Origin of the sequence: Novispirillum itersonii, from assembly GCF_014205675.1 — a bacterium.
Taxonomy (GTDB): Bacteria; Pseudomonadota; Alphaproteobacteria; order Rhodospirillales; family Rhodospirillaceae; genus Novispirillum; species Novispirillum itersonii_A.
On sequence record NZ_JACIIX010000015.1, the window covers coordinates 101989 to 115576 of the forward strand.

Here is a 13588-nt window from a genome sequence, read left to right on the forward strand (position 1 = left end):
CCCGGCAGGAAACGACAAGGCCCTCCGCCGGAAACCGGACGGAGGGCCTTTCCTGTTCGTGGTCAGGAAACCATTATCCCCGGGTTTTCAGGAACCTGATGCCCGGATAATCCTCCTGCGCCCGGTCGAGATGCCAGGCATTGCGGGCCAGAAACACCGGCTGCTCTTCATGGTCATCGGCCAGCGAGGCCTGATTGGCGTCGAGGAACTTCTTCAGCGCCGCCGCATCGTCGGATTCCACCCAGCGGGCGGTAAGCAGCGTGGTGTTTTCAAAGATCACCGGCACGTCGTATTCGGTACGGATACGGTCAGCCATCACTTCAAACTGGAGGGCTCCGACCACCCCGACGATCCAGTCCGCGCCCATACGCGGCTTGAACACGCGGGCTGCCCCTTCTTCGGCCAGCTGAACCAGCGCCCGGCCCAGATGCTTGGCCTTCAGCGGGTCCTTCGGCCGCACCTTTTGCAGCAGTTCCGGTGCAAAACGCGGAATGCCGGTGAAGTGCAGATCTTCGCCCTCGGTCAGCGCATCGCCGATGGCGAGGTTGCCGTGGTTGGGCACCCCAATGATATCCCCGGGAAAGGCCTCTTCCGCCAGCTCGCGGTCCTGCGCCAGAAACATCACCGGATTGTGCATGTTGACCAGCTTGCCCGACCGCACATGCTTCAGCTTCATGCCACGCTTGAAGTGGCCCGAGGCCAGCCGCATGAAGGCGATACGGTCGCGGTGCTTGGGGTCCATGTTGGCCTGAATTTTGAAGATGACACCGGTCACCTTCTCTTCCGTCGGCTCAATCGCCCGTTCCTGCGCCGGTTGCGGGCGCGGGCGCGGTGCCTGCTCCGCCAGACCCTGCAACAGTTCCCGCACCCCGAAATTGTTGACGGCGGAGCCGAAAAACACCGGGGTCAGATGCCCTTCCAGATAGGACTGCGGATCGAACGGCTTGCACAGGGCGCGGGCCATCTCCACGTCCTCGCGCAGCTTCTCGACCGCCATCGACGGCAGCTGGGAGTCCAGCATCGGATCATCCAGACCGCTGCACGGCTCGCCCAGACCGGGCATGCCGCCCTTGGAGCGTTCCATCAGGATCAGCTGATCCTTCCACAGGTCGTAGCAGCCAAGGAAACCCTTACCCATGCCGATCGGCCACGACGCCGGGGTGACATCCAGCGCCAGCGTCTGTTCGATCTCGTCCAGCAGGTCGAAGGGCTCGCTGCCCTCGCGGTCCAGCTTGTTGACGAAGGTCATGATCGGCACGTCACGCAGACGGCAGACCTCGAACAGCTTACGGGTCTGTTCTTCGATCCCCTTCGCGGCGTCGATCACCATCACCGCGCTGTCGACCGCCGTCAGCACCCGGTAGGTGTCTTCGGAAAAGTCTTCGTGGCCCGGGGTGTCGAGCAGGTTGAAGGTGCAGCCGGCGTAGTCGAAGGTCATCACCGAGGACGCCACCGAAATGCCGCGCTCGCGCTCCACCTTCATCCAGTCGGAATGGGCGCGGCGCTGTTCCCCACGCGCCTTGACCGCCCCGGCCATCTGAATGGCACCTCCGAACAGCAGCAGCTTTTCGGTGAGCGTGGTCTTCCCGGCGTCGGGGTGAGAGATGATCGCGAAGGTCCGCCGTCGCGAAACGGCTTCCTGAAGGGTACTCATTATCGGTGGCTTTGCTCTTCGGCGATGGCAAAACAGCGCACAGACCTACCGCACTCCGCCAGTCAGCGCAAGCAGGCGATCGGGGATAACGTCTGACAGCCCCCCTGAGAATCCGAAAACAGAAGGGGCTGCCGGAAAGCAGCCCCCGGAGAGCCCCAAAACAGAAGGGGCTGCCCGAAAGCAGCCCCTGTCTGGATCAGTCTCTGTCCGGGCCGCCGTCAGGCTGCGCCGAGGGTGCCGCCGGTATACCCCGGCTTCGACACCGCATAGACGCCGCGCTGGCTGGGGATCGGCTTGAACCGCTCGGAAATCCCGAGCACGGTTTCCGCCCCGCCAAGATACAGCACCCCGTCATCGTTCATTTGCCGGGAGATATTATCCAGCACCACGCCCTTGGTATCCTGATCAAAGTAGATCAGCACGTTGCGGCAGAACACCACATCGAACGACCCCAGCGCACCGAGGTCCCCGAGCAGGTTCCATTCCTTGTACTGCACCATCGCCCGGATGGCAGGATCAATTTCCCACTGGTCATCGCGCTTTTTGAAGTACTTGACCAGCATCTGGATCGGCAGGCCGCGCTGCACCTCGAACTGGCTGTACAGACCGGCACGGGCTTTCTGGAGGATCTCGCGGGAAATGTCGGTCCCGACGATTTCCGTCTTCCAGCCAGCCAGCTTCGCCGACTCTTCCTTCAGGATCATCGCCAGCGAATAAGGTTCCTGCCCCGAAGAGGCCGCCGCACACCAGATGCGGAACGACTTCTTGGTGGCCCGGGTGGCCAGCAGGTTGGGAAGAACCACCTGACGGAACTGGTCAAACGGCTTCTGATCCCGGAAGAAGAACGACTCATTGGTCGTCATCGCCTCCGTCACGTCCACCGCCAGCGCCTCATCACGCTTGCGCAACTGCGCCACCAGCTCTTCCAGACCCTTATAGCCCCGCTTGCGGGCCACCGGCATCAGCCGGCTTTCCAGCAGGTAGGACTTGTCCTTCGTCAGGACCAGCCCGGAGCGGTCCTTCAGCATTTTGGCGAGGAAATCAAAATCTTCTGGCTTCATGCTCAGGCGCGCCTTGTGGCGGTTTTGTAGATGTAATCAGCAACATCGGAAATCGGCAGGATGGCACTGCACGCACCGGTATTCGCGGTGGCGCCGGGCATGCCCCACACCACGCTGGACGCCTCGTCCTGCGCGATCAGGGTACCACCGGCATCGGCGATCACCCGCCCGCCCTTGGCCCCGTCAGATCCCATACCGGTCAGCACACAGGCCAGAACCCGACGGCCGTAGGCGGCGCTGATGGACCGGAACAGCGGATCGACGGCCGGACGGCAGAAGTTTTCCGGCGGCCCTTTGTCCAGCTTGATGACCTTTTCACCACCCCGGACTTCCACAGTCATGTGGAAGTCACCGGGGGCGATGTAGACCCGCCCGCCTTCAATCTTCTCGCCATCCTGCCCTTCCCGCGCGGTCAGACCGGCGATGCGGCTGATATGCTCGGCAAGAATGGTGGTAAAGGTCGCGGGCATGTGCTGGGTGATCAGAATCGGCTGCGGAATGCCACCGGCCTTTTTCAGACCGCCCAACACGGTGAACAGGGCCTGCGGCCCCCCGGTCGAGCTGCCGATCACCACCACATCCGGGCGGTCGTTTCCGGCCGGACGCAGGGAAATCGGCTGGGTCGGAGACAGCAGGCTGTGATGCCCGGCCGTCGCCGGAGCGGATGCCGCCGCCTTGAACGGTGTACGGGCGGCCGTCGCGGGCGAAGCCGGAGCTCCCGCAGCCGGAGCGGCAGCAGGGGACGCCGCCGCCGGGCGCGTGAAGGGCGTGTGGCCTGCCGACTGGCCGGACACCGACTGCTGGGCACTGAAGGAACGGCGGGCCGGACTGATGCCGGTCCCCCGGCGGGCCGACAGCCCCAGCGCCTTCACCTTATCGACCAGCATGGTGCGGAAATCGCTGGCCCCGGTCAGCTCCCGCGAGGAACTCGGCTTCGGAATGTAATCCGTTGCCCCCAGTTCCATCGCCCGGATGCTGATCTCGGCATTCTTCTGCGTCAGGGTTGACGACATCAGAACCCGCACCCCCGGGTGCTTTTCCAGGATCTTCGGCAGCGCTTCCAGACCATCCATCACCGGCATTTCGATATCAAGGACGATGACCTCGATATCCATGCGGTCAAGGGTCTGCAAGGCGCTCTGGCCGTTTCCGACAGAGGCGACAACTTTAATCGACGGATCGCTTTCCAGCATCCGGGTCTCAAGCCCACGCACGACGGCGGAATCATCCACCACCATCACGCGGAACGGCTCGGCAGCTCCACCTGCCCCGGTGTCCCTGTTCAAGGACAAATCACGCCTCCCCTGTTAAAATCCCCGACGATCCACCTGATACGGCCACCGATCCGGCTGCCAGTCCGGAGGACCTGAACGGACACAACGTACCCACAGCAAGCGGCACCGGCAGTAGGCTGATGCGCGTGCCCAGAAAGGCACCTGCGATCACCGGCCATAAGGAAAGCCCCTGCAAAAGGGGCACCCACCACAAGAAGGCATTCCCCGAAAAACCGGAGAACGCTTAACCTGATCCACCGGGCCAGACAGCAGGCGTCACCGACGGTGCCCCTGCATTACCCCTGAGCCAATCCCGGATGACTGTGCCAAAGCCCCAGACCGTACCCGACCAGTCACAATGGCAGGCCTCCCGGGGCAGTGCCATCAGTCGTCCAGAAGACCGACCTGCGAGAACTTTGCCTGTAGGATCTCGCTGTCGAACGGCTTCATGATGTATTCATTCGCACCGGCTTCGATCGCTTCCTGAATGTGAGCGATGTCGTTTTCGGTGGTGCAGAACACCACGACCGGACGGTCGCCACCCGGCAGATCCCGCAGGGCCCGCAGGAATTCGATCCCGTTCATGACCGGCATGTTCCAGTCAAGCAGGACCGCATCCGGCAGTTCCTTCTTGCAGGCGTCCAGAGCGCCCTGACCGTCTTCGGCCTCCAGCGTGCTGAAGGACAGCTCCTGAAGGATCTTCTTGGCAACCATGCGGATGACCTTGGAGTCATCAACAATCAGACACGACTTCATGCTTCTCCGAGCCCCGTTCGGGTTCCCTGACCGGACCGGACCTGCGGCTGGGCCCCAGATCCATTTTCCAGCATCCTGTATATCTCTGACATGGCAGACGAAACGCCTGCTAAGCCAAGCATAACGGTATCAGAGCGGGCTGTCTTGGCAGAACTTGTACACTCTGCCAAAAAACGGTTTCCGCACCGGGCGATGCCGGACCGGGTCCTTGCCCGGTCCGGCAGCCGCATCAACCGGCCGTGCTGCCGATGATGTGTCCCAGCGTGCTGAGCAGGGAGTCACGGTCAAACTTGGCGACATAGTCGTCAAAGCCCACCTGACGGCCACGCTCGAAGTCACGCTCCGTCGCATGCGACGACAGCGCGATCAGCGGAATGGTGTTGAAGCGGTCATCCGCCCGCACCGCCTCGGCAAACTCAAACCCATCCATCCCCGGCATTTCGATGTCAGAGACGATGCAGTCGAACCGCAGGCCGCCATCAAGCATCCCCAGCGCCCGTTCAGCACTTTCCACCGCCGTCACATCATAGCCGGACACCGACAGCAGCGGGGTCAGCAGATTGCGGAAGAACGGGCTGTCGTCGATCAGCAGCACCGCCCGGCCGGAGGTGGAACGGGTGTTGTCCGGCAGGGCCTGATGCGCCCCGAACCAGTCGCCGAAGGCGGCGGTCAGGTAATACCCGGTATCGATCACATCGGTGGCCTTGTCGCCGATGATCGCCGTACCGATGATGCCGGGCATTTCGGCCTTCAGCTCCACCTTCAGGCGGTCTTCAACAATATCGACGATCTCGTCAACCACCAGCCCCATGGAGCGGTCGCGGTCAGAGAACACCAGAATCGGCTGGCGCCCTTCGTTGCGCATGGTGTGCATGTCGGTGACAGTGACCAGCGGCATGAGCTGACCACGGTACTGCACGACCGGCTTGCCGAAGGAGTATTCGACCTTGTCGAGCTCGATCTCTTCCAGACGGGCGACCAGCGCCAGCGGCACCGCCTTGAGTTCCGGGGTTCCGGCACGGAAGATGAGCAGGCTGGTCTGATCGTCGGTACGCATCGCCGCGTGGGTTGCCGCCGCTTCCTGCGAAGCGGTGGAGCCCATGGTGACTTCACCGGTGGCGGTGGCGATCCCGTTCGGATCCAGGATCATGATCACCGAGCCGTCACCAAGGATGGTGTTGCCCGAGAACATGTTGATGTGCCGCAGGATCGGGGCGACCGGCTTGACCACGATTTCTTCGGTGTCGAACACGCGGTCGACGATGATCCCGAAGGTGTAGGTGCCGACCTGCGTCACCACAATGAAGGTTTCGCTGAGTTCGTTGTTCTCATCCGCCAGATTGGCGGCGATTTCCTGAATGTCGTCGTGGCGCAGCTTCAGCAGGTTGCCGAGCGACACCAGCGGCAGCAGGCGGTCACGCAGACGCAGCACCGGAGCCCGGTTGATCTTTTCGATCTTGGTTTCGGAATTGGCGGTGACACGCACCAGTTCCAGCACGCTGATCTGCGGAATGGCGAAGCGTTCCACCGCGCATTCAACGATCAGGGCCGACACAATGGCCAGCGTCAGCGGGATCTTGATGGTGAAGGTGGTGCCGCGCCCGGCATAGGTCTTCAGCTCGACGGTGCCGCCGATCTTTTCAATGTTGGTGCGCACCACATCCATGCCGACACCACGGCCGGAGACGCTGGTGATCTTTTCGGCGGTGGAGAACCCGGCCTTGAAGATGAACTGCGCCACCTGCTGGTCATTCATCGAGTCCAGATCGGTCTCGGTCGCCAGCCCGTTGGCAAGGGCCTTGTCGCGGATGCGGTTGATGTTCAGACCACGCCCGTCATCGGAGATCTCGATGATGATATGGCCGCCTTCGTGGAAGGCGTTCAGCTTGATCACCCCGGTTTCCGCCTTGCCGGAGGCCTTGCGGGTTTCCGGATCTTCCAGACCGTGGTCGGCGGAGTTGCGGACCATGTGGGTCAGCGGATCCTTGATCAGCTCCAGCACCTGACGGTCCAGTTCGGTTTCCGCCCCGTACATCTGCAGATCAATTTTCTTGCCGGTTTCAATCGACAGGTCGCGGACGATACGCGGCAGCTTGGCCCAGGCATTGCCGATCGGCTGCATGCGGGTCTTCATCACCCCTTCCTGGAGGTCGGTGGTGATGTGGGACAGGCGCTGCAACGGCGCGGCGAATTCGGAATCATCGCGCCCGCGCACCATCTGGAGCAGCTGGTTACGGGTCAGAACCAGTTCCGACACCAGCGTCATCAGGTTTTCGAGCAGATCGACGTTAACGCGGATGGTCTGGGAGGCGATGGCGGAATCCTTCGCCCCACCTTCCCCACCGGCCGGAGCGGCGGCGCCGGCCTTGGCCGGAACGGCGGCCTTGCGGCTGGAGACCGGAGCGTCATCGTCCTCATCGGCATGCGCCGGAGCCGGGGCAGCAACCGGAACCGGCACGGCCGCCGGAACCGCAGCGGGGGCCGGGGCAGGCTTGGCGGTGCCGGTTTCCTTAGCGCGCTCGACGGCCATCTCGGCTTCCAGCTCGCGGTCGCTGGCGGCACGCTTACCGGCAGCCAGCGCAGCCTCAACCTCGGCCAGCAGCTCGGCGGCGACCGGGAAGCTCGGGGCTTCGTCCACGACCTCGACGGCAGGCTCTTCCGCAACCGCAGCATCCGGGGCATGGGTGAAGGCCGCCATCGACACCGGGCGACCTTCCGCCATAGCGTTCAGCATGTCGATCAGGTCACGGTCATGGCCTTCCGGCTCGGACTCGGTGGCCTCAAGGTGGTTCAGGATTTCCTTAATGCGGTCAATGGACGCCAGAATCAGCGTCACCGCATCGGCATTCACCTCAAGCTCGCCATCGCGGAACTTGCCCAGCACGTTTTCGCCGGAATGGGCCAGCGCTTCAAGGCGCGGCAGACCAAGGAAACCGCAGGTCCCCTTAATGGTATGCACCAGACGGAAAATATTGGACAGAATGTCCCGGTCATTCGGGTTCTGCTCCAGATTCACCAGCTCAACGTCCAGCGTTGCCAGACTTTCAGCGGTTTCGGTCAAAAATTCACTGAGCAGGTCGTCCATTCGTCACTCCCCGATGCCTTCCAAGGGACCTGAAATTCCGCAGCATCGCCATTCCCGCACCGGCATGCACCGGACCACACAACTGGAACCCGCCCCTGCACTCCGGCTGATCCGACCATCCATTCCCGGCATCGGCCGGATACTGCATCCGCAGTTTTTAAGGACAGTCCCCCTGCCTGCCGGAAGGGAGATGAAGGCTCAGTCCGCATGGCACCTACGTTTGAGGGCAGCATGGCAACACTGATGTTTCGAGTGTTTGTACCATGGAACCGGTCAGATCAGAAGAATTCTGTCATTTCCATTCCGCATGGTTAATGATTTTATCCCGTAAAACGATATTTTTTAGCGAAAACTATCGACAAAAGAGCATATGCATATTGCAAAACTGTTTATTTTCAAAATGTTACCGCAATGCAGCACATCAAACTGCATTCGCAGTAAGCGAGACCCGCAGCACCGGTTTTCCGTCACCATCCGCGTAATGAATCGCCGCCGGACCGGCAGCGATCATCCCCAGCATCGCCAGCGGTGCCGTGCGCGGCGAGACCCCCCGCAGATCCCCTGCCAGCACTGCCCGCCCTTCCTCGCCCAGACCGGCGGAGGACCCTTGCAGAGTAAACTGAAACAGCCCGCTGCCCTCGCCGGTGACGGTAATCTCGCCCCCCACCCGCAACATATCAAAGGCGGCCAGAACCCCCAGCAGCACCCCCTGCACCTGCCGCTCCCCCAGCGTCCGCGCCGGATCAAGATGCCAGTTCAGAGCCACCGGACTGCCACTGGCGGACAGAAACCCCTGCACCGTCGCCTGTAGCTCAGCCGCCCGCTGCATCACCCCGCCGGAGACCCCAAAGGCAAGGCGCAGAAACTTCAGGCGGGCCGCCGCCGCCTCTGCCGAATGGCGCAGCAGGGCGGCGGTCTCGGTGATGAAAGCGGCATCCGTCTCATCGGCCAGCAGCTCGATGCCTGCATTCAGGGCCCCGACCGGACCGGCCAGATCGTGGCACAGCCGGGTGGAGATCATTGCCGACAGGTGCAGCAGCTCAGCCGGAGCAAGGCCAAAGGCGGTTTCGCGGGTCACGGGGCTCCTCCCTGAAAAAGCAGATACGCGCAGCACATAACCGCAGAAAGTTGACAGAATGATAACTCCGGGCCGGTCACGGGCCGTGCGGACCTTACCCGCGGCGGGTTTGGCTGTGCAGCGTTTTTTTGCCGTCAGCCATAATCCGGAATGATGACACTCCCCCCGCAGGCATTATATCCCGCCGCCCTCACAGTGCCAGCCGGTTCCCCCCGGCTGTCTGGGGCCTGTTAACCGCCCGGCAGACACCTTATACTATGCCCTGCTTGCTCCGGGCAGCCGCCCGGTCTCTATCTGCTTTTTTTCAGGATCCACCATCATCATGTCGTTCTTCCTGCTGCCCGGCACCTGGGTGCGGCTGCCGTCACAGGCGGACTGGGGCCTTGGACAGGTCCAGTCCGCCATCGGCTACCGGGTCACCGTCAATTTTGAGAATGCCGGGAAGCGGCTGGTCAACACCAGGGAAGTGGTGCTGGACGTGGTTGACGACGACGAGATGGACCGCCTGTACGGCCCTGCCCCCGGCCGCCGGAGCTGACGCCCGTGACCCTGCCCGCCTTTCTGCCCCCCGCCCTGCCGGCCGGGGCCATTGTTGCCCCCGCCGGAACACCGGCCCAGCCGGTGCTGGCCGCCTTCACCGCTGAGCTGATCAGCCGGGGTTTTGCCGTCGCCGGGGTCACCCAGTCGGTCAGCCGCGATGGCGACGGGCGGAAAACCGGCATGCACCTGCACCCGGTGGAGGGCGGCGACGCCATCGCCATGGCGCAGGGGCTGGGGCGGGGGTCATCCTCCTGCGTCATCGACGAATCGGGGGTGGCTGATGCCGCCGCCCGGCTGCGGCAGGGGCTGGACAGCGGCTGCGATCTGGCGGTGTTCAACAAGTTCGGCCATCTGGAGCAGGAAGGCCGGGGCTTCCATGCCGAACTGCTGCTGGCCCTCTCGGCGCGGGTGCCGGTGCTGGTGACTCTGCCGCCGGAGATGCTGGGGCCGTGGCTGGAGTTCTGCGGCGGGGCCTGCACCCTGTTGCCTGCCAGCGCCGACGCCCTGTGGCGCTGGTGGGGGCCGCACCGCCTGTATGCCGATCTGGTCCACAGCGTGCCTGCCGCCGATGCCGGATCCATCCGCCGGGTGGTGATCGGCCTGAACTGGTGCCTTGTTGAAGGGGAGTATGGCTGCGGGCTGGCCCACACCCCGGCCCGGGGCACCCCCGGCTGCCGCAGCATCGATGCCAGCGGCTGGGCCGGTCGCCCGCTGGCGGAACTGGCGGCACTGCTGCCCTCCCTCAATCCGTTTGAAGCCGCCCTCGGGCTGGCGGCGGTCAACGCCCACCATAACCGCCGCAGCCTTGATCTGCCGCAGGCCAGCGGGCTGGATGCCCTCGGCCCGCAGCCGGGCGCGGTGGTGATGATCGGGGCCTTCCCCGGCGCGGCGGAGCGCTTCACCGAGCTGACCGTCATCGAACAGTCCCCCGGCCCCGGCCAGTTGCCGCCGACCGCCGCCACCGCCGCCCTGTCCCGGGCCGATGGTGCGGTGATCACCGCCTCGGCGCTGGTCAACCACACCCTGCCGGACCTGCTGCCGCCGCTGCACGGGCGCCCGGCGGTGCTGACCGGGCCGGGCACGCCGCTGACCCCGCGCCTGCATGCCTATGGCCTGACCGCCCTCGCCGGGCTGATCATCGACGATGCCGATGGCTGCGCCGCTGCTGTGGCCGCCGGGGCCGGAGCCCGCGCCCTGAAGGCCTTTGGCCGCGCCGTGATCCTCTCCGCCTGAGCCCCCTTTTGTTTTTAGAAAGTCTGCCCTGCCGTGAGCCTGCCCGCCGTTGATGACCGCCTGTTCGCCAGCCTGCCGATTGCTGAAATCCTGCCCACCGTGCGGCAGACGCTGGCCCGCGGCCCCGGCGCAGTGGTGCAGGCCCCGCCCGGGGCCGGGAAGACCACGGCAATTCCGCTGGCCCTGCTGGGGGCGGACTGGCTGAAGGGCCGCAAAATCCTGATGCTGGAACCGCGCCGCCTTGCCGCGCGGATGTGCGCACAGCGGATGGCCGCCCTGCTGGGCGAGGAGGCCGGGCAGACGGTCGGCTACCGGGTGCGGCAGGAAACCAAGGTCTCCGCCGCCACCCGGCTGGAAGTGGTGACCGAAGGCATCCTGACCCGGCTGCTGCAATCCGACCCGGAGCTGTCGCGGGTCGGGCTGGTGATCTTCGATGAATTCCATGAACGCAGCCTTCAGGCCGATCTCGGGCTGGCGCTGTGTCTGGAGGTGCAGGCCGCCCTGCGCGATGACCTGCGCCTGCTGGTGATGTCGGCCACCCTCGACGGCGGGCCGGTGGCGGCGCTGATGGGCGGGGTGCCGGTGCTGACCTCTGACGGGCGGGCCTTTCCGGTGGAAACCCGCTTTCTGCCGCCGCGCCCGCAGGAACGGCTGGAGGCCGCCACCGCCAGTGCCGTCCGCACCGCACTGGCCGAGGAAAAGGGCTCGGTGCTGGTGTTCCTGCCCGGCGAACGGGAGATCCGCCGCACCGAAGCCCTGCTGCGCGATGATCTGCCGGGGCGGACGGTTGACCTTGCCCCGCTGTATGGCGCGCTGACCCCGGCGGCGCAGGATCTGGCCCTGAAGCCCGCCGCCGCCGGACGGCGCAAGGTGGTGCTGGCCAGCGCCATTGCCGAAACCTCGCTGACCATCGACGGGATCCGCGTGGTGGTCGATGCCGGGCAGGCCCGCCGCGCCCGCTTCGATCTGGCCAGCGGCATGGGCCGCCTGATCACCACCCGCGTCAGCGCCGCTGAGGCCGCCCAGCGGCGGGGTCGCGCCGGGCGCCTTGAACCCGGCGTCTGTTACCGCCTGTGGAGCGAGGCGGAAGACCGCGCCCTTGCCCCCTTCCCGCCGCCGGAAATCGCCGAGGCCGATCTGTCCTCCCTCGTGCTGGATCTGGCGGCGTGGGGGGCCGACCCCGCCACCCTGCCGTGGCTGACCGCCCCGGCCCCGGCGGCACTGGCACAGGCCCGCGCCCTGCTGACCGACCTCGGCGCGCTGGATGCCGATGGCCACCTGACCGCCCACGGCAAGGCGATGGCCACCCTGCCGCTGCATCCGCGCCTGTCGCACATGATCACCGCCGCCACGCCGCTGGGCCTTGGCGGGCTGGCCTGCGACATCGCCGCCCTGCTGGCCGAACGCGACCCGGTGCGCAGCAGCCGCGATGCCGACCTGCGCCTGCGGGTGGACCTGATGCAGGGCGACCGCGACCACGGCCTGACCGTGGACCGTGGGGCACTGGCCCGCGCCCGCTCCCTCGCGCAGGACTGGCGGCGACGGCTGAAGCTGCCCGCCGTGCAGGGCTCCGGCGAGACCGGGCTGGTGCTGGCACTGGCCTACCCCGACCGCATCGGGCGGCGGCGCGGCAGCCAGACCGCCTATACCCTCTCCGGCGGGCGCGGCGCGGTGCTGCCGGAAACCGACCCGCTGGCGGCGCAGGATTATATTGTCGCCGCCGACCTTGACGGGGCCGGGCAGAACGCCCGCGTCCATCTGGCTGCCGCCCTGACCCGCGCCGACATCGACCGCCTGACCGCCGACCGCCAGCAGACCGGCACCGTCATCCGCTGGGATAGCCGGTCCGGGGCGGTGGTGGCCCGCAGACAGACCCGGCTGGGGGCGATGGTGCTGGACGACGCCCCCCTGCCCGCCCCCGATCCGTCGCGGCTGGCGGAAGGGCTGGTCGACGGCATCCGCCAGACCGGCCTGCACGTGCTGCCGTGGGACCGGGTGACGGAACAGTACCGCGCCCGCATCGCCTTCCTGCACCGCAGCCGCCCGCAGGATGGCTGGCCCGATGTCTCCGACGACGGACTTCTGGTAACGCTGGAAGACTGGCTGATGCCGTTTCTGGACGGCTGCACCCGGCTGGACCACCTGCGAAAGGTGCCGCTGGGCGACGCCCTGCACAGCCTGCTGCCGTGGGACCGCCAGCAGAAACTGGATGCCGACGCCCCCACCCACTTCACCGTGCCAACCGGCGACCGCATCCCGCTGGATTACAGCGCCAATGATGTGCCGGTGCTGCCGGTGCGGCTGCAACAGATGTTCGGCAGCACCACCCACCCCAGCATTGCCGCCGGCAGCGTGCCGCTGGTGGTGCACCTGTTGTCCCCGGCACACCGCCCGATCCAGATCACCCGTGACCTGCCCGGCTTCTGGACCAGCAGCTACCCCGCCGTGAAGGCGGAGATGAAAGGCCGCTACCCCCGCCACCCGTGGCCGGACGATCCCGTCGCCGCCCCCCCCACCAGCCGCGCCAAACCCCGGGGGACGTGAGGGAAGTGTTTGGGGATTGGGTGTTCGGAGAGAGCGCGGGGCCTTGCCCCGCACCCCGTGTGAGAGGCTTGGCCTCTCACACTCTCCGATTTTTTATGAGAGTATTTTACAGGTAGCCATCCTCCTCTGGCTGGGGAGAAGGGCATCTAAATCGGCAAAAGCTGAAAGAGTGGCGCGTCACGCCAAGGAATCAGATAAAGCTCCGTTTCCGGAGATGCGCAATAGAATAGAGGGTCCTAATCGTGGCTTTGTATAACCTGATTATGCGTGACCTGCCTCGTCTTTTTCATCCAGCCGAAGGTAGAGTCCTGAGAAAAGTTACGCCGTCTGGCGCGGTCTGAGCAATGGGGGCAGGTTTGGAGC

Annotated in this window: 9 protein-coding genes; 3 read left to right on the top strand and 6 right to left on the bottom strand. The window is 65.2% G+C overall.

The features are described from left to right. Positions 1-73: 73 nt before the first annotated feature. The 6 genes from FHS48_RS17085 to FHS48_RS20530 all read right to left on the bottom strand — a co-directional run bounded on the left by FHS48_RS17085 (position 74) and on the right by FHS48_RS20530 (position 8908). On the bottom strand, positions 74-1654 hold the full coding sequence (locus FHS48_RS17085) for a peptide chain release factor 3 (protein WP_184265253.1): 1581 nt from the start codon (positions 1652-1654) through the stop codon (positions 74-76). Between the two features lie 218 nt (positions 1655-1872). Beyond that, complete coding sequence (locus FHS48_RS17090) at positions 1873-2715, bottom strand: CheR family methyltransferase (RefSeq protein WP_184265255.1); 843 nt, start codon at positions 2713-2715, stop codon at positions 1873-1875. Between the two features lie 2 nt (positions 2716-2717). Next, entirely contained in the window at positions 2718-3953 is a 1236-nt protein-coding gene (locus FHS48_RS17095; RefSeq protein WP_184265278.1) for a protein-glutamate methylesterase/protein-glutamine glutaminase, read from the bottom strand. Positions 3954-4373: 420 nt separating this feature from the next. After that, entirely contained in the window at positions 4374-4745 is a 372-nt protein-coding gene (locus FHS48_RS17100) for a response regulator (RefSeq protein WP_019644041.1), read from the bottom strand. A 229-nt stretch (positions 4746-4974) separates the two neighbouring features. Further along, on the bottom strand, positions 4975-7830 hold the full coding sequence (locus FHS48_RS17105; protein ID WP_184265257.1) for a hybrid sensor histidine kinase/response regulator: 2856 nt from the start codon (positions 7828-7830) through the stop codon (positions 4975-4977). Between the two features lie 421 nt (positions 7831-8251). Next, positions 8252-8908 carry a histidine phosphotransferase family protein gene (locus FHS48_RS20530; RefSeq protein WP_184265259.1) on the bottom strand — a complete coding sequence of 219 codons (657 nt, stop codon included), beginning with the start codon at positions 8906-8908 and terminating at the stop codon, positions 8252-8254. A gap of 322 nt (positions 8909-9230) precedes the next feature. Between FHS48_RS20530 and FHS48_RS17115 the strand changes: the two genes are divergently transcribed. The 3 genes from FHS48_RS17115 to hrpB are packed head-to-tail and all read left to right on the top strand — an operon-like array spanning position 9231 to position 13225. Then, complete coding sequence (locus FHS48_RS17115) at positions 9231-9446, top strand: DUF3553 domain-containing protein (RefSeq protein WP_184265261.1); 216 nt, start codon at positions 9231-9233, stop codon at positions 9444-9446. Between the two features lie 5 nt (positions 9447-9451). Beyond that, the gene (locus FHS48_RS17120) at positions 9452-10681 is read left to right on the top strand and encodes a DUF2478 domain-containing protein (RefSeq protein ID WP_184265263.1); all 1230 of its coding nucleotides are present in this window, start codon (positions 9452-9454) and stop codon (positions 10679-10681) included. A 33-nt stretch (positions 10682-10714) separates the two neighbouring features. Beyond that, entirely contained in the window at positions 10715-13225 is a 2511-nt protein-coding gene (hrpB, locus tag FHS48_RS17125; RefSeq protein ID WP_184265265.1) for an ATP-dependent helicase HrpB, read from the top strand. The last annotated feature ends 363 nt before the right edge of the window (positions 13226-13588 follow it).

Excerpts from the sequence above, each read along its gene's own strand:
- FHS48_RS17100 (WP_019644041.1), bottom strand. The coding sequence starts at position 4,745 with ATGAAGTCGTGTCTGATTGTTGATGACTCCAAGGTCATCCGCATGGTT.
- FHS48_RS17115 (WP_184265261.1), top strand. The coding sequence starts at position 9,231 with ATGTCGTTCTTCCTGCTGCCCGGCACCTGGGTGCGGCTGCCGTCACAG.
- FHS48_RS17090 (WP_184265255.1), bottom strand. The coding sequence starts at position 2,715 with ATGAAGCCAGAAGATTTTGATTTCCTCGCCAAAATGCTGAAGGACCGC.
- FHS48_RS17095 (WP_184265278.1), bottom strand. The coding sequence starts at position 3,953 with ATGGTGGTGGATGATTCCGCCGTCGTGCGTGGGCTTGAGACCCGGATG.
- FHS48_RS17105 (WP_184265257.1), bottom strand. The coding sequence starts at position 7,830 with ATGGACGACCTGCTCAGTGAATTTTTGACCGAAACCGCTGAAAGTCTG.
- FHS48_RS17085 (WP_184265253.1), bottom strand. The coding sequence starts at position 1,654 with ATGAGTACCCTTCAGGAAGCCGTTTCGCGACGGCGGACCTTCGCGATC.